Raw genomic sequence first — 17441 nt, 5'->3', positions numbered from 1 at the left:
TAAAGAACCAAAATCCCTGCGAAAAGCTTGCTGATGGTCTCGCCTGAAGGTACGCGATACCACTTAACACCAAAAAAATTTGGGCCAACTCCACCCCCTATGCTCTAATCGCTGCTTTTACCCAGCGAGAAAAAATGTATGTACGACCACTTTGACGCACTGATTTTCGACATGGACGGCACCCTGGTAGATAGCGGGCAGTTACACGAAGTCGCCTGGACCGAAACCCTCAACCGTTTCGCCATCCCCATCGACCGCCCCTACATGCGCTCACTCGCCGGCGTTCCCACCAAAGGCACGCTGGAATTGTTGATTGAAAAATTCAACTGTGAGGTCAGCGCTACCACGATTGAGATGAATGAATTTAAAGAAGCCTTTGTGCGCGAACACATGCACAAATATGTAAAGCCCACCGCGTTGCTAGACATCGTAAAAAAATACCACGGAAAAAAACCGATGGCGGTGGGGACTGGAGCTTACACGGCAGAAGCTGAAACAATTTTGCGCTTGTGTGGCCTCGATCAGTATATCGATGCTGTGGTTGGTGCGGATCAGGTCGGTAACCCGAAGCCAGCGCCCGATACCTTCTTGCGCTGTGCCGAATTACTGAATGCAAATCCTGCGCGTTGCGTGGTGTTTGAAGATGCACAGATGGGGTTGCTGGCGGCGCGTAACGCCGGTATGGAAGCCATTGATGTATTGGCGGTTTTGCAAATAGAAAATGATTATTTCCTATAGCAGTAATGTTGTACAAATGATATGCCTGCGCTAACTCAACGCAGGCGCGCTAAACGCACCAAGGCTGGTTTTGCCCTGATAGCCATAATAAGGTAACAATAATAATGCAAACACAAAAATTATCGATCACCGAGAAAGTCGGTTTTGGTGCGGGTGACATGGCGGTTAACGTCATGATCGCAGCCATGTTTTATTTTATGCAGTATTTTTATACGGATATCTTTGGATTAAAGCCGGCACACGTCGGCACGCTGTTTCTGGCGGCGCGGTTAATTGATGCGCTCAGCGATCCGCTGATGGGATTGATCACCGACAAATATAAATCGCGCCTCGGCCGCTTCCGCCCCTACTTTTTGTATCTCTCCATTCCTTACGGCTTCGCTGTTTTCCTGTTGTTCACCACACCGGATTTATCCTATAACGCGAAACTGGTCTGGGCTTATGTGACGTATCTGTTTGCTACCCTGATGTTTACTGGCGTGGCTATTCCTTATATTTCTTATATTGGCGTGCTGACATCTGATCCGCAGGAACGTTTGTCAGCCAACGGTTACCGGATGTTTTTTGCCAAGATCGCCAATGTCATTATTGTTGCATCAGTACCACCCTTGGCGGTGATGTGGGGTGGTGATAATCCTGCAAAAGGTTACCAACTCGCGATGGGTTTTATGTCGTTTGTCGGTGTGTTTTTATTGCTGTTCTGTTTCTTTACTACCCGCGAGCGCGTTGAACACATTGTTGATAAAAAACCGCTGGGCGAGCAATTTAAATTGCTTATGAAAAATGACCAGTGGTTGGTGCTTTGTGCGTGCTGTGTATTGGGTACCTTGGGTTATGCATTACGTGGCAGCGTCGCGTTTTACTATGCCATTTATTATCTCGGTGGTGATGAATCCCTCGCGGCAAGTTTTACCAGCGCGGGCATCGCTGCGTCGATCGTGTCGATGGTGGCATCAACCTGGATCACTAAACGTTATTGCAAAGTGAATTTGTTTCGCTGGTCCCAATTGGTGGTTGCGCTTCTGAGTGTAGTGATGTTTTTTGCCGTGTCCCCTGGCGATGTGGTGCTTGCGTTCGCGCTGTATATCGTCTTGTCGTTTGTGGTGGATCTGCACGCGCCGATTTTTTGGTCCGCTATTGCAGAAGCGGTAGATTACGGTGAAGTAAAAAATGGCAAGCGGGTTTCCGGCCTGGCATTTGGCGGCATTTCATTTTGCCAGAAAGCCGGTGCTGGCCTCGCGGGCTTTTTAACGGGCTTGCTGCTGACCTATTTCGGTTATCAAGCCGGCGAAACCCAAACAGAATTTGCCTTGACCGGTATTGCTCTGATGCTGACGGTAATTGCAGGTGGCTTTCATGCATTGATGGGCCTGGTGATGTTCAAGTACCGTATTACTGACAATTATTACCATCAGATGCTTGCACAAAAACCACCGCTGGAAAAATCCGGTGACGATGCCAGCACCGCCGTAGCACGTGGCGAATCGGCACCGATTTAAATGAGCCAACCTTGGAGAGTAAACGTGAGCCAGGTATTAAAACCGCTGATCGAACAGCGCGCCGATCCTTTTATCTACAAACACACCGACGGTTTTTATTATTTCACCGCATCAGTGCCCGCCTATGACCGTATCGAATTGCGCCGGGCAAAAACGATTGCTGAGCTGGCCACAGCTAAAACAGTGGATGCCTGGCATAAGCCGGATACCGGTCCCTACAGCGAACTGGTCTGGGCGCCGGAGATTCACTTTAATAAAGACCCGCAATCCGGCGAGTCTGCCTGGTATGTTTATTTTGCGGCAGCGCCGAGCCGGGAAATCAAACACAACCTCTTCCAGCATCGCATGTACGCCATCCGCAACACATCTGCCAATCCATTGGAAGGTGACTGGGAATTTATGGGGCAAGTGGACAGCGGCATCGACACCTTTTGTCTGGACGCGACCACCTTTACCCACAACGGCGTGCTCTACTATTTATGGGCGCAAAAAGATAACGCCATTGAAGGTAATTCCAACCTGTATATCGCGCCGATGAAAACGCCCTGGCAATTAGCGGCGGCGCCAGTGATGCTGACCAAGCCAGAGTTCGATTGGGAGATTCGCGGCTTCTGGGTGAATGAGGGGCCATCGGTGGTTAAACACGGTGGTCGTATCTTTATCAGTTACTCCGCCAGCGCTACGGATGAGAACTATGCGATGGGCTTGTTATGGGCGGATGAAAATGCCGACCTGCTGGACCCGGCCAGCTGGCACAAGTCGCCGGAGCCGGTGCTGAAGACCTGCTACGAGCACGGTATCTATGGTCCCGGTCACAACAGCTTTACTTTGGGTGAAGACGGCCAAACGGTGATGCTGGTGTATCACGCGCGCACCTATACCGAAATCGAGGGTGATCCTTTGTGGAATCCGGATCGTCATACCTTTGTAAAACCCCTCCGCTGGGATGCTGATGGCATGCCGGTATTCGGTCGTCCCTCAGTCATTGAAAGCTAGAAGCGGCAATCCCTGCCGCTTTTTCATCCGCTGTTATTCCTTAAAAATCAAGCGCTTCACCCAAAGTGGGTGAGGCGTTATATCAACCTTTCTTAACGCATTTCTGACGAAAAATACGCCAAAAAGCGCGTGCAATTTCACATTCCTCTGCTAACCTAATCAGACCTATACGGTATTTGTGGGGATCTTTGGTTCCTCGCGCGAGATATAAATGAGGCATGTGTGAATAACTTATCGCTCAAGTGGAAGATCTTATTAAGCGTGACGCTCACCTGCGTGGCAGCGGTGATCGTGACCACGGTGGTGACGGTTCGGTCCGGTCTGGCCACAACAGAAGAAACGATTGTCAATGATACCCGCACCCTTGCGCAGGTACTGGGTGAGTCCAGCATCGGTGCTATGACCTTCGATGACAGCGTGACGGTAACGGCGTCTTTGGGAGCCCTGCGGGTTAGCCCGCGCGTGTTGAGCGCCGTGATTTACAGCGGCAACAAGCCCTTTGCCTGGTATGCAAAAGGTTCAGACGCAAAAGAATTGCCTGCCGGTATGTCGTCAACGCCCGGTGCTGTTGAAGTGATCTACCAGGACAATGTGGTGGTGATTACCGAAGCGATAGAATCAGAGGGCTCACGTATCGGCACCATTACCTTGCGCGTGGATATGTCCGAGGTTGACCAGATCGTTACCGAAGCGCTGAGTTATGCGTTGCTGGTGATTGTAATCATCAGCGTTATTGCGGCATCACTCGCTTACGCCGTGCAATTGAGTATCGTTAAACCGGTTAATAATGTTGTGCGCGCGCTGCGCGATATTTCCGAAGGCGAGGGTGACTTGACCCGTCGTTTGCCGGTGACCGGTACTGACGAAATTTCTGAATTGGCGCAGTGCTTTAATACCTTTGTTGAACGCCTGCATACCATCATTGCCAGTGTGTCCGAAACGGCGCAGGAAGTGAGTGGCAACGCGGCGGTACTCTCCAGCCTTTCACGCGAAAACGAACGCGAAATCAAAACCCAGCAATCAGAAATACAGCAGATTGTTGTGGCGGTAAAAGAAATGGCCAGTGTGGTGCAAAACGTGACGGTCAGCGTGACTGAAACGGCCGACAAATCCATGCAGGCCGACGGTGCCGCGTCATCGGGTAAAACCATCGTGACCAACACTATGGGCCAGATTAAAAACCTGTCGGAAGAAATTAAAACCGCTGCCGAAGTGATCGATCGTCTGCGCAAGGAAACCGTCAGTATCGGTTCTGTGCTGGATGTAATTCGCGGTGTTGCCGAACAAACCAATTTACTCGCATTGAACGCGGCTATTGAAGCGGCGCGTGCCGGCGAACAAGGTCGCGGTTTTGCGGTAGTGGCGGACGAAGTACGCACCCTGGCATCGCGCACGCAAAGTTCTACCACGGAAATCCGCGAGATGATTGAGCGCTTGCAGTCCGGTTCCCACGAAGCGGTGGAGATGATGTCTGCCGGTACTGCACAAGCGAACTCCTCGGTGCAGCAAGCCAGTGAAGCCAGCAGTTCACTGGAGCATATTACCGAGATTGTCAGTGTCATTCGTGACCGGACTAACCAGATTGCCGCTGCGTCTGAGCAGCAAAGTGCTGCCACGCGGCAAATAGAACACAATATAGATCGGATCTCTTCCGTTGCGACCAACACTGCCGAGAGTTCAGTGAGGATTACCTCCAATACTGAACACCTGGCGGATATGGCAGCGCGGATGGCCGAGCTTGTGGGTCGTTTCAAAATCTAGGTCATTGTTGGAATCTACCGGAGATATTTTTCAACAATGATCTGATGCACGGTTGAAAATTTGCGCGAGCAGATTCTCAACCGTGCGTCGTTTGAAACGATTTTTTAAGTGAATCGAATGGGAAAAAAACCGCGAATTTAAAGAACGGGATGAAACCAAAAGGGACCGAACCAGCAGGGAGTGATATGAAACCGCGATTCAGTGTCCAACCCTTGTCATAACGCAGTCAATTGACCATTATGAGATTAACCGTCATGAAGAAAACATTACTTCTTATTTCAGTCTGCTATGCATTTTTATTCGCACTTCCTACGCTGGCATGCGACAAACCTGCTGCCAAGCCGGAAATTCCCAATGCGGAAACCGTGGTTACCGCGCAAATGGTGAAAGCCAACAATGAAGTGAAAGCCTACGTAAAAGCGTATGAAGATTATTTAGCTTGCGCCAGACTCTCTCGTGGAGAGGAAAAGCAAGAACTGGATAACCTGAAACAATTTGCGGAAGACTTCAACGTTGTCGTTCGCGCGTTTAAAGCCAGAAGTAATGGCTAAGTTATGCTGATACCGCGTGGCTGCGATTACGCCAGCCAGACGCCATAAAATAACACTGCATTTTCATATCCCCCAAAGCACTGCCGGCCCCGGTGGTGCTTTGTTTTTTCTCGCCCATAGAAATTACTGGTAATACGCATTAATTGCTATATAATAATACAAATGAACGATGCCGTTCATGAGCCTCCGTTTTATCGTCGGTATACGAGGTACGCATTATCTACCTGATACCACTTACAGCTCGCTCAGGGTTTACCTGCGCGAGCTTTTTTATTTACCAGAAACGGATATAGATAGCGGCGGTAATACCGAGGATGATGACGGTGTGGATAATGTCCCACTTGTCGATGCCAGCCCGAATGTCTGCGCGTTGTTCTGCGCTAATGGACGAGTAGGTGAGCCCTGCCAATTGTTCATCGCTGGCACGTGTCGTGAACATACTGGTAAGTATCACAATCGCCACAATCACGATAAACAGGGCGGAGCAGTAATACAACCAGTTCATCGCCACCAGACTGTGGAGCAGTCCATCGGGACTGAGTTGATCCTTAAATATCGTTAAAACCAGCCGCGCCATGCCAAGCACAAACCCGGCCACCAACCCGACAAAACCCGCAGTGGGCGTAATGCGTTTGGAAAACACGCCCAGCAAAAATACCGCCGCAATGCCCGGCGCAATCAACGCCTGCACCAGCTGCAAATATTCATAGAGAACACCGGACACCATTTGCATCACGGGTATCCACACAATACCGAGCACCACGACAACAAGGGTGGCAATGCGGCCCACCTGCAACAATTTTGCTTCGCTGGCGGCGGGTTTATATTTTTTGTAGAAGTCGATGGTGAATAAAGTCGCTGAGGAATTAAACAGCGATGCAAGAGAGCTCATCAGCGCCGCAAGCAATCCGGCGATGACAATGCCTTTAATACCCGCCGGTAATAATTCAGTTACCAGCACCGCGAATGCCTGATCGGCGCTATCAACCTGAATTTTTCCCTGCGCGTTCAACGCAAACGCGATCATGCCGGGAAACAAAAAGATAAACACCGGCAACAATTTTAAATAACCTGCAAATATGGTCCCGCGTCGCGCGGCCTGAATACCTTTGGCCGATAGCACCCGCTGCACGATGTATTGATCGGTACACCAATACCAGAAGCCAATAATAATGGAACCGAAGATCACGCCGGGCCAGGGAAAATTCGGATCGCTCGCCGGGCGAATCAAATGCATCTGTTCACCATTGATTCGCTCCAGTTCTGCCATACCGCCCACCATGTCGAGGCCGACATACAGAATCACCAGCGAACCCAGAATTAATACCGGGGTTTGAATGACCGATGTCCACAGGATAGCTTTCATACCGCCGAGCACGGTGTAAATGCCTGTGACTAATACTAATCCCAACGCAGCGACCCAGAAAAAATCAATGCCGAACATGCTGTCGATACCCAGCACAGTTTTTAGCACCACACCACCGGCATACACGGTGACGGACACCTTGGTTAACACATAGCTGATTAATGAAATTATCGACAAAAACGTGCGCGAGCTTGTGGAATAGCGTCGCTCCAGAAATTCCGGCATTGTGTATATTTTGCTGCTCCAGTAAAACGGCGCAAAAATCCAGCCGAGTAAGATAATAATCCACGACTGCAATTCCCAATGTGCCATCGCCATGCCTGACTGCATGCCCGCACCGGATAAACCAACCAAATGTTCAGAACCGATATTGGAGGCGAAGATCGATGAACCGATCACCAGCCAACCGGCATTTCGCCCGGCAAGAAAATAATCGGTGGTGTTCTCTTCCTTTTGTCGCAGAGACCAGATGACGATACCGAGGAGGAGGATGAAAAAACCGGTGAGGACGTACCAGTCCAGGGGGCTGAATTGGATCATGGGGTCTCCTTAGTTATTTATTTTTTATAATGAGAACGCTAAAAGCCAAAGGCCGCTCGACGCGACCTTTGGCTTTTAGCAATAACATAGATACTTTAGTGTGTTTCAATGTCTACATAGAATAGCGTAATCCCAATGCAAAAGTGCGACTGAATAAAGAGGCACCATTGTTATAGAGGTGGTCATCAGTATAGTAACCTTGATAAATCTCTCCAGTCAGATTGGTTGCATCAAATGTAACGACAATATTGTCAGTGACATCATAGCTAAGCTGGAAATCCATGCTGGCTTCTGGCTTGGAGTATGTACCACTCGGCATTGAGCAACAAGTGTTGTAACCGGTAAGGAATTCATCGCGGTAAACGTAAGACAAGCGCATATCAAAGTCTTGCTTATCATAAGCGAGTACTACGCTATATGAAGTATCCGAAACTCCTATCAACGGATTGGTAACTTTATCAACCAGAACACCATCTTCAAACACGGGATCATAATTTTCACCGTCCAGCCAAGTATAACTTGCTTGAACGCCGAAACCATCGAGCCAGGCAGGGACATTCTGTGGGAAGTACACCAAGCCTAACTCGATGCCTTCAAGTTTCCCATCGGCGGAATTGGCGGGCTGTGATAAACGATAGTCATAGGTACCATCCGGCTCTTCCGGGTCAGCCACGGTAATATTGGTAACTGATCCGACGATAAAACCTGTCACGTCACGGCGGAATAACACACCGTAAAGTGAACTTGACTCAGCAAAATACCACTCAAGAGACAAATCGTAATTAATCGATTCGGCAGGCTTCAGAGCCGGATTGCCGCTGCTTGCAGTACCGTATTCAAGGCCAGTAGATGATTTTTGGTAAGTGGTTGCCGGATTTAAATCACCATAGCCGGGGCGGCGGATAGTCTCTCCATAAGTAAAGCGAGCCATTAAGTCATCGGTAAACGAATAGCGGATAACAATGTTCGGAAGTACGGTTGTTTCGCTGGCTTCAGAATTTATTGGATTCCAGTTGCCTTCATCATCTACTTCCATAAAGTCCATGTCGGTATCTAATTGGATAACACGGACTCCAATTTGTCCATCAAGGCGCTGTGAGCCAATATCTACACCGTAGTCTGCTTGTAAATAAACAGTTGCGTTAGTTTCATCAATCGAGAAAGCATCGGCCGGCAAGAATTCCGAGCCACCTTGCTGCAGGCCATAAAGCCGGCGAATTTCATCAGCATTGGCGATCATATAGTTGCCATCTGCTGCGAGCCACTGACTCGGTACGTAAGCTTGATCATCGAAAAAGCCAGGCTCGCTTAAGTTAACCAAACCAGGATTGTCTGTGAGTAAGCAAGCGCTAACGTTTTGATTGCACTCACCACTCTGATCACGAAAATTTGCTTCAGCTCCGCGTAAGTCATAACGTACCCCAAAACTCAATCGTTCGATAAAACTCCAATCGGTTTCGTAATCACCATCAAAAGTCCAGGTGGTCGCTTCACCACGATCTTTACCACCGTTATCATAAACGGTACCCATACTCCATTCTTCTGGATTTGCCAGGGAGCTCTCATCCACATTTGGCGTATTTTCATCGTCCAGGAATGCAACCAGTGGCAGGCCATCGTCTTCATTGAAATCAATAACCAACCGATCGCGTACTGAATTTGTTCGCATCGCCAGGAACGAATACTCGTATTCGCTGGTTTGGTAAACGATCTCGGATTCCAGAGATAGTTTATCGGTTAAGTCCCACTTGCCGCCGAGGGCATATACGAAGCTATCGGTTTCGCCAGTGGAGCCATCACCGCTGGTGAACATACTGGCATTGTTGACGTAATTCTTCTTGATAACATTAGTGCCATCGTACAGCTCAGGGTTTCTGAAGTGACTGGTACCATTAGTGTTAATAAATGCGAGTGAATTAAATGATTGATTGCGGTAGCCGTTATAGAAAGCTTCGAATAGATATTCTGAAGACTCATTGGGGGCCCATTGTAGAGAAATATTGGCAGCTGGGCGCTCACGATTTCCTGTGAAATCAGTAAAGCCCATTGCATCTCGCAACAAGTAATATTCGGTGTCGACTCCGCCTACATTCAGTGTGGAGCCTGGCGCTGAAGGTAATCCTTCGATAGTACCTGGAGTGTATACAGCATTGTTGTTGCTATCGATGCGGGTAAAGTCGTCCGTGCGATAAGGGTCGAGAGAGCCGATCCATATATTCTGGTCGCGGTAATTGGTTTCAGCGTAGGAAACATTTATTAACGCGCCGAAATCACCGGCTCCTGTTTCCCATCTGTCGCTTAATAGCATGCTGACATTCGGATCAATTTCTTCCGAATTACTTTGGTAGATACCGCGGACAGCAAAGACAAATTTTGAATCATCAAAGTCAAACGGACGATTCGTAGTGATATCGATTTGTCCGGCGATGCCTCCTTCGACCTGGCTTGCCGAACGCGTTTTATAAACATCAACGCGATTGATAAGGCTTGCTGGAATATCTGCCAGTGCGACAGACCTTCCAGTAGAAGTAAAAATTTCTCGACCATTTACAGTTGTTGATACATCTGTAAGCCCGCGAATGGTTACCGTATTCACTTCGCCTGCACCGCGTGCTGTTACTTGCACACCTGTAACACGCTGCAAAGCTTCTACGACGTTGTTATCAGGAAATTTACCAATATCTTCGGCAACGATAGAATCGGTAATCTGAATTTTTTGTCGCTTGATATCCAATGCCTTGGTCAAACTTCCGCGAATCCCCGACACAACGATTTCTTCGATGGCATCGTCCTGTTCTGCGCCTGTTTCCTGCGCAAGAAGGGGTTGGTATGAGAATGCAATGGCAATAGCGATGGAGCTGCTTAATACAGAACGCTTAAACATGGGGGTATCTCCCGTTATTAGAGTTATTCGCCTCTTGCGGCAGCGCTTGAGGGGGCAAGGAGGACTTATTGTATAACCTCGCTCTATAATCATACTATTGTATGATTATTAAAGAGTCAACAGGCGAAAAATGTGAACTATTAGGTGATTAGACTTGCTCAAGCCGTACTTTGAGAATAGTATTATATTACAAAACATGTCTATTTTCTCACCGTTCCTATACCGGCGTCTGTTTAATAATAGCTACCAAGGATGCCGCTGGCGGAGAAAAAGCTCGATTTCACAATAAGTTATAACAACAGATAAGAGGGTTTACCCAAGATGAAGCTGAGACCTATAACGCTCGCTCTGAGCGCAATGCTCGCCATGGCTGGATGTGGCGGTTCCGGGGATAAAGAAGATTTACCCGATGATGTTGTCCCCGAAAATACCACCCACCCTGATCCCACCGCCGATGCCAGTGTCATTGCCTATAACGACATGGCTGTGCACGACCCATCGATTATTCGTGCAGACGACGGTACCTACTATGTGTTTGGTTCACACCTGGCAGCTGCCAAATCCACTGACCTGATGACGTGGGAACGTGTCGCAGATGGTGTGGATGATCTCAACCCGTTATTTGAAACGTATTCTTCAGAGATTTCGGAAGGTATTGAATGGGTGGGCGGCCATGTTGGGTCTTGGGCGGCTGATGTTATTCAACGCAAAGACGGTAAGTATTATTTCTATTACAACCATTGCGCGAATAATCTTTCCGAAGAAAATATTTGCAATGCGCCACGTTCTTATCTCGGCGTAGCCGTGTCGGATGACGTCAACGGGCCTTACGTTGATCAGGGCGTTTTTCTGCGCTCTGGCATGAGCGCCGAAGAAATTGAACAGGGCTATGCACCCGAAGGTATTGCGGCATACGACGGTGCCGTTATGCCTAACGCAATTGATCCCGACGTCTTCTATGACAAGAATGGCAATCTCTGGATGGTTTACGGCTCTTATTTCGGTGGGATCTTTATCCTGGAGATGGATGAGGCAACCGGTAAGCCAAAAGATGATCAGGGTTACGGTAAACATTTAGCTGGCGGCGGTTTTGCGCCCATCGAAGGAACCTGGATTTCCTACAATCCCGAGTCCGATTATTACTACATGTTCAATTCTATTGCCGGCTTTGATGCGGCAGGTGGATACAACATTCGTGTCTCTCGCTCGCGCAATCCGGATGGCCCCTATCTGGATGCTGCCGGCAACAATATGGTGCTCGCGCGTGACAACCTGGCGACCTTAAGCAAATACGGCGTCAAGCTGATGGGTGGCTTTAACTTTGTTTCTAACGTGGGTGATGCGGGCGATAGCTGGGGTTATCTGGCACCGGGCCACAACTCCGCCATTTATGACGAGACATTAAAAAAACATCTGTTGGTAACGCACACACGTTTTCCTGATCGCGGTGAACAACATTCTGTGCGCGTGCATGAGATGTGGGTTAATGCTGACGGCTGGTTAGTTGCATCACCACAACGCTACGCTCCGATCAGCGGTGATAACGTTGTTGATGCAGAAGATCTTATCGGCGACTACCGTTTTATCAATCATGAAACCGACTCTAATACTGTTGGGCATGATTCTATCTACATTCGCTTGAATGATGACCGCACGATCACTGGCGAAGCGAATGGCACTTACCGTCTGTCGGATAACAATCCAGAGCGTATTACCTTGGTGATAGCGGGTAAAACCTATGAAGGCATAATGGCCTGGCAATGGGATGAGGCTGCTCGCCGTCTGGTGCCCACCTTTTCTGCGGTGTCTACAGCAGGCGCTTCTGTATGGGGCTCACAGCTTCCGAAACGCTCTACTGCAGAAGCGCTTGATGCAATCGCTGATGCACTGGTATTGCCAGAAAATCTGAGCGACCCCAGTCTCACTTTGCCATTGCGTGGTACGAATGCAGCCACCATCACGTGGGATAGCAGTAATCAGTCCATCATTAATCCCAAACGCGATAAAAAGACGGGTGAGTTGACTGGCTTTGCAAAAGTAAACCGTCCGAGTGCTACGGCGGGTGATCAACAAGTCACCATGACAGCCACCATCACCTTGAACGGCCAAACGCAAACCAAAACCTTCGACATCAATGTGGTCGCCATAAGGCCGATCCCTGCATTGGCATTGTTCACCTTTGAAGGCAACCTCGAAGAGACTAACGGAAATTTTGAAGCAGGTACGGCGACCGGTGATCGCATCAATAACACCGGTGCTGTTGCTTATGCAGAAGGCTGGAATGGCCAAGCGGTTAGCTTGAATGGCACTAACGGTGTTTTGTTACCGCCCGGTTTGATTTCCAATTATGAATACGCCGTTTCATTCTGGATTAAACCTACAGCCCTGACTGCATTTACCACCGCTTTCTTCGGTGCAGTGGATACAGAACAATGGGTGAGCTTCTTGCCTCAAGGTTGGGACGGTAACACCATGCTATGGGCACGTGAGCCGGACTGGTTCGACGGTCTGACCGGTGAACTGATTCCAGCGAATGAATGGTCTAACTTGCTCTTCTCCGTGGATAACGGCGATGTTGCGGTTTATATCAATGGCGAGCGCAAATTTACCGGTACAGGTTTCGGAGATCTTTTCTCGAATAATATTGGTACCTTCGCGTTAGGCGTGAACTATTGGGATATTCCGTTTAACGGTCTGATCGACGATTTGAAAATCTATAACACCGTGTTGAATCCCGAAGATGCCACTGTGCTTGAACCGGGCGACAGAACGCCTGAGCAAGTGTTGGAGTTAGCAAAAGCGGCGTTGACGCTTGGAAATATTTCGGAGTTAAAGGAAGACATCGACTTGCCCATTGCTGGTCCTTACACCACGGCGATTAGTTGGCAGTCACTGAATCAGGATGCGATGGACAATGTTGGAAATATTACCCAGCCAAGCGCCACCTCTCCTGATGCAGAGGTAACGTTAATTGCGACAATTACTTACGGCGGCATATCAACCACCAAGGAATTCAATGCGGTTGTTAAATCCAAAGCGCCACCGGCTCCAGTGGCTGTCTTTGCGTTTGAGGAAAACCTTGACGAGCAAGATAACCTTGTCGGCCCGGGAACTGTTGTGGGCAATCTGGTAAACGTGGCCGGCGGTGAAATCAGCTACGCCGATGGTGTTGCCAATGCAGAAGGTGTCACCGGAAAAGCCCTGGTATTGGATGGAACGTCTGGCGTATTGCTGCCGGATAACCTGATCAATGATGACTCCTATAGTATTTCCTTATGGCTGAACGTCACGGCAGGTAACCAATTTACGCCGGCACTTTTCGGCTGGATAGATACTGAAAATTGGATCAGCCTGGTTCCTCGTGGTCCTGGCTCGGCGCAACACACAATGCTGTGGTCCGGCAGTACCCCCTTCTTTGATGGTACCTTTGGTGCGCAAGCTCCGGTCGCTACCTGGAAGCACTTGGTGATGACGGTTGATAACGGCACCTTGAAAACCTATATCGACGGTGTCCTCACCAATACGCTCACGGGATTCCCGGCAGTATTTGCCGGTGCAGGTGATAGCCACTTTGCCATTGGCGTGAACTTCTGGGATGTTCCCTTCACTGGCTTGATGGACGACCTGCGATTTTACGATGATGTATTAACCGCAGACGATGTAGGCATTGTTGCTGCGCAAAATGCGGCACCGTAATCGGTGTAAACAGTAGGTAGTAAAGAAAAAGGCGCTCCTGGTTGAGCGCCTTTTTTATTTGTGTGTTTGCTGAACAGTCAAGAGGACAACGTACTGCGTGTTGTGCTAATGCCAAGACGAACACTAGAATACAACGCATATTATTCACTAGCCCGATCATAAGGAAAATCAACTATGAAAAAATTTGTCATGCTTGGTAGCGCTTATTGTCTCGCAATAGTCTTGTGGGGTTGTAATACCCAACATCAAAAAATTGAATCCCCGCAACAATTTGACTACCACGCCACTCCCCAGGAAATCGGCACAACACCGCAGGCCATCGCGGACATAGATGCTCTACTGCAATCCTTTGTCGACGATAAAAAAGCCAGCAGCATTGCCGCTTTCGCGGCGAAGGACGGCAAGGTGATGTATTACGATGCCTTCGGTTGGAAAGACATTGACAATAAAATTCCCGCTTCTGTTGATGATTACTATGTGCTCTTTTCCCAAACCAAGGCAATAGTAACGGTGGCGTTTATGACGCTCGTGGATAAAGGCCTGGTGGCGATTGATGATCCAGTGGCGAAATATTTTCCAGAGATTCCGGATGAGGTAGTCACCAGGATCAATGATGACGGAAGCTATGAAACACGTCCCGTAACGACACCGATGACTTTTGCTCATCTGATGTCACATTCATCCGGTCTTGGTGCTGGATTAGCGGGAGATATTCGCCGCGCTGAGTTGAAACGCGATGATCGTCCCTCCGGTTTTTTTGGTGGACCCATACCAGACGTTGTTCCGCACGGCCAACATACCGGTGGTGGTGATCTGAATGCGAAATATCTGGAAGAAGAGATGCTGGCGCTGGTGAAATACCCGCTGGGTTTTGATCCGGGTAGTGAGTGGAACTATCACGTCAGCACCAATATGCTCGGCTATCTCATTGAAAGAATTTCCGGGCGGCCGCTACGTCAGTACGTGAAAGATAATGTGCTTTTGCCGCTGGGTATGAAGGATACCGACTGGTATTACGAGCCGGATGCGTTGGGCCGTTTTGTAAAAGCGTATAGCGCGAAAGACGGCAAATTAATCGCTGCATCCAATATGTACAGCGAGGGCGCCGTGAGTCCACAACAAACCTATGCGGAGGGCGCGATAGGTCTGAATGGCCCCATCGCTGACTACGCAAAATTTTGCCAGATGATGCTCAATAAAGGCACGTTTAACGGCAAACGAATTCTGAAACCGGAAACGGTTGAATTGATGACGACCATCAACCGGTTGCCGGAAAAAAATACCGGCGGTGAAGGTTTTCAGTTCGGGCTTGGGTTTGAGTTATACAACGAGAAGAAAAGTCCGATACCTGAAGTGTCCAATTCAGCTTATGCCTGGGGCGGGTTATTCGGGACCGAATACATCATCGACCCGGAGAATGATTTGATCGTTTTGTTTTATCTGAATATGTATGAACGCGATGCGCTTTATCCGGTATTTTTGCGTAAAGTGTATCAAGCGATAGACAAAGTGGGTCCATAAAAGATACATCGTTCTACGACACTGGTTTTGGAAAAACCTAACTTATCCTTCGGGACTGCGACGTATCGTGTCGCGCATCGCCTGCAATATTTGCAGGCGATGCTTGAGCTTTTATTACTGAACTCGTGTCATTTGAAATTGTTGGTTTGTGGAATTGCTGATACAGCTCCATTGATTGATGTTCGCGCCATCGTTTTGTGACACGCCCGATACATCAAGGCATTTATTGCTGTGTCGCGCGATGATCCGCCATTTTCCGCTACCGGCGCTTTGAAAACGAAACTGCTGACCTTCTCCCCCCCAGTATTCCCACAGCATAATATTGGCGCCATCGGCGGTAGAAATGCCATCCACATCAAGCGCTTTGGTGGGTGCGACGACGGGAGAGATGCGGTAGTAACCATTACCAACATTGGTGACTTGCCATTTCTGACAATCATTATTCAGCCATGACCACTGTTGCACGTTGCTGCCGTCACTGGATGCGCAATTGGCAACGTCCAACGCCTTGTTGCTGTGAACCGGCGTTATGCGATAGGTGCCATTCGCAATGGGTGCTGTGTTGTTATTGGGTTGACCAATTGGGTTCAACGTGAAATTACGTGTGAAAGTCGGCCAGCCATTGGACATATTGATTTGCAGTAAATCCAGCCGACCCGGCCAGCCAGTGGCGGTTGTGCCATCGTAGTAATGAATGGAAGCGAGATGCTGGCCGTTATTATTTAAATAACCGAAATGACCTGGGCCAATATAATTTCCGCTGGTAGATAACACTTCGCTGCCACCGTAATCCCACAGGCTACGGCCGTTTTTATCCAGGTAAGGGCCGGTAGGGCTGGTTGAGCGGCCAACAACAATGTAATACGTACTTTGATTGCCTGCGCAACACTCGCCGAGGTTGACGAACATATAGTAGTAACCATTGATGTATTGCACTTGCGCTGCTTCAAACTCGCTCCATCGTCCGTTGTTCCCTACAACACCGTGACGCGTGTTATTCAAACGCAACCCGGTGGCAGGGTTAATCTGAACCATGTAGAGGCCGGCATAGTGCGACCCGTATACTATCCAGACGTTGTTGTTTGCATCGCGAAAAACGCCTGCGTCGATTGCATTGACAGGTTCATTCGCTGATGAGCGAGGTTCATCTATCGTGGACACAATCATACCGAGATCGCGCCAGTTCGGATTATTGAGTGAGTCCGTTACCATCACGCCAATCGCCGAACGCATTCCTGACGTTGCACTGAAGGCGGAATAATACAAATAAAATCTGCCATTCATTTCGATCAGATCCGGCGCCCAGAAATTACCGTCAAAGCCCGGCACTTTGCTGTTGATCCAATTCGGATAAGTATTGCGTGGAATAGGTGAAGGGCCTCGCTGCCAATTAATCAAGTCGTAAGAGTAGAGCGCGTTGATCGGAAAATTATTGGCGCCACCGCCGGTACCGAAAGTCCAGAATCGGTCGCCATCTCGGACAATGGTTGATGGGTCATGGATATCGGTAGTGCCGGACAGTTGAATGGCGGACACAGACTGGATTAAAAACAGCGATAGAAAAGCAGCTATTAAATACGCTGACAAATGTTTAATTGTCATTGTCAGATCTCCTTGTTGAAAAATTATTATTCAATGCCCACTGCATTCGCGTTAATAGATGTTGCGAAGAGCACGGTGTGGATGCCGATAACGTTATGCGTCCCAGCATTTTATTTATGGAAGAGCAGGTGCCGTGTCAGGGTGTGGAGTTGGATAAAATAGTTACTATTATTGTTATGTTGAAAGATTGTTGATTATAAAGATCACGTGGATCTTCTCGTGATAAATAAAACTGCAATGTGACTCTTGCCTCATGCAGTGTTGCAGTAAGAAAACGAATTTTCATT

Annotated in this window: 10 protein-coding genes; 7 read left to right on the top strand and 3 right to left on the bottom strand. The window is 48.7% G+C overall.

Annotated features, from left to right (window positions below):
- Positions 1 to 138 precede the first annotated feature (138 nt).
- The 5 genes from CBR65_RS10755 to CBR65_RS10735 all read left to right on the top strand — a co-directional run bounded on the left by CBR65_RS10755 (position 139) and on the right by CBR65_RS10735 (position 5545).
- A complete protein-coding gene (locus tag CBR65_RS10755; protein WP_087466848.1) occupies positions 139 to 738 on the top strand; it encodes a beta-phosphoglucomutase family hydrolase in 600 nt (199 codons plus the stop codon).
- A 104-nt stretch (positions 739 to 842) separates the two neighbouring features.
- Positions 843 to 2237, top strand: a complete 1395-nt coding sequence (locus CBR65_RS10750; RefSeq protein WP_087466847.1) for an MFS transporter — start codon at positions 843 to 845, stop codon at positions 2235 to 2237.
- A gap of 24 nt (positions 2238 to 2261) precedes the next feature.
- Positions 2262 to 3233 (top strand): family 43 glycosylhydrolase, encoded by a 972-nt coding sequence (locus CBR65_RS10745; protein ID WP_232461417.1) that lies wholly within the window; start codon positions 2262 to 2264, stop codon positions 3231 to 3233.
- A gap of 222 nt (positions 3234 to 3455) precedes the next feature.
- Positions 3456 to 4994, top strand: coding sequence for a methyl-accepting chemotaxis protein (locus CBR65_RS10740; RefSeq protein ID WP_087466845.1), 1539 nt, complete (start codon positions 3456 to 3458; stop codon positions 4992 to 4994).
- Positions 4995 to 5248: 254 nt separating this feature from the next.
- Positions 5249 to 5545, top strand: a complete 297-nt coding sequence (locus CBR65_RS10735) for a hypothetical protein (protein WP_157672037.1) — start codon at positions 5249 to 5251, stop codon at positions 5543 to 5545.
- A 274-nt stretch (positions 5546 to 5819) separates the two neighbouring features.
- Here CBR65_RS10735 and CBR65_RS10730 read toward each other — a convergent pair whose 3' ends face one another.
- Positions 5820 to 7451, bottom strand: a complete 1632-nt coding sequence (locus CBR65_RS10730; protein WP_087466844.1) for a sodium:solute symporter — start codon at positions 7449 to 7451, stop codon at positions 5820 to 5822.
- 112 nt (positions 7452 to 7563) lie between these two features.
- Complete coding sequence (locus CBR65_RS10725; RefSeq protein WP_087466843.1) at positions 7564 to 10335, bottom strand: TonB-dependent receptor; 2772 nt, start codon at positions 10333 to 10335, stop codon at positions 7564 to 7566.
- Between the two features lie 321 nt (positions 10336 to 10656).
- Here CBR65_RS10725 and CBR65_RS10720 point away from each other — a divergent pair, with 321 nt between their 5' ends.
- The gene (locus CBR65_RS10720) at positions 10657 to 14031 is read left to right on the top strand and encodes a LamG-like jellyroll fold domain-containing protein (protein WP_087466842.1); all 3375 of its coding nucleotides are present in this window, start codon (positions 10657 to 10659) and stop codon (positions 14029 to 14031) included.
- 174 nt (positions 14032 to 14205) lie between these two features.
- Positions 14206 to 15552, top strand: coding sequence for a serine hydrolase (locus tag CBR65_RS10715; protein ID WP_087466841.1), 1347 nt, complete (start codon positions 14206 to 14208; stop codon positions 15550 to 15552).
- A 114-nt stretch (positions 15553 to 15666) separates the two neighbouring features.
- On the opposite strand, the gene CBR65_RS10710 is transcribed toward CBR65_RS10715, so the two are convergent.
- On the bottom strand, positions 15667 to 17154 hold the full coding sequence (locus tag CBR65_RS10710; protein ID WP_087466840.1) for a family 43 glycosylhydrolase: 1488 nt from the start codon (positions 17152 to 17154) through the stop codon (positions 15667 to 15669).
- Positions 17155 to 17441: the final 287 nt, after the last annotated feature.

Origin of the sequence: Cellvibrio sp. PSBB006 (genome assembly GCF_002162135.1) — a bacterium.
In the GTDB taxonomy this organism is placed as follows: domain Bacteria; phylum Pseudomonadota; class Gammaproteobacteria; order Pseudomonadales; family Cellvibrionaceae; genus Cellvibrio.
The sequence above is the reverse complement of the archived record's forward strand: the minus strand, read 5'-3'. Positions and strand labels throughout refer to the sequence as shown.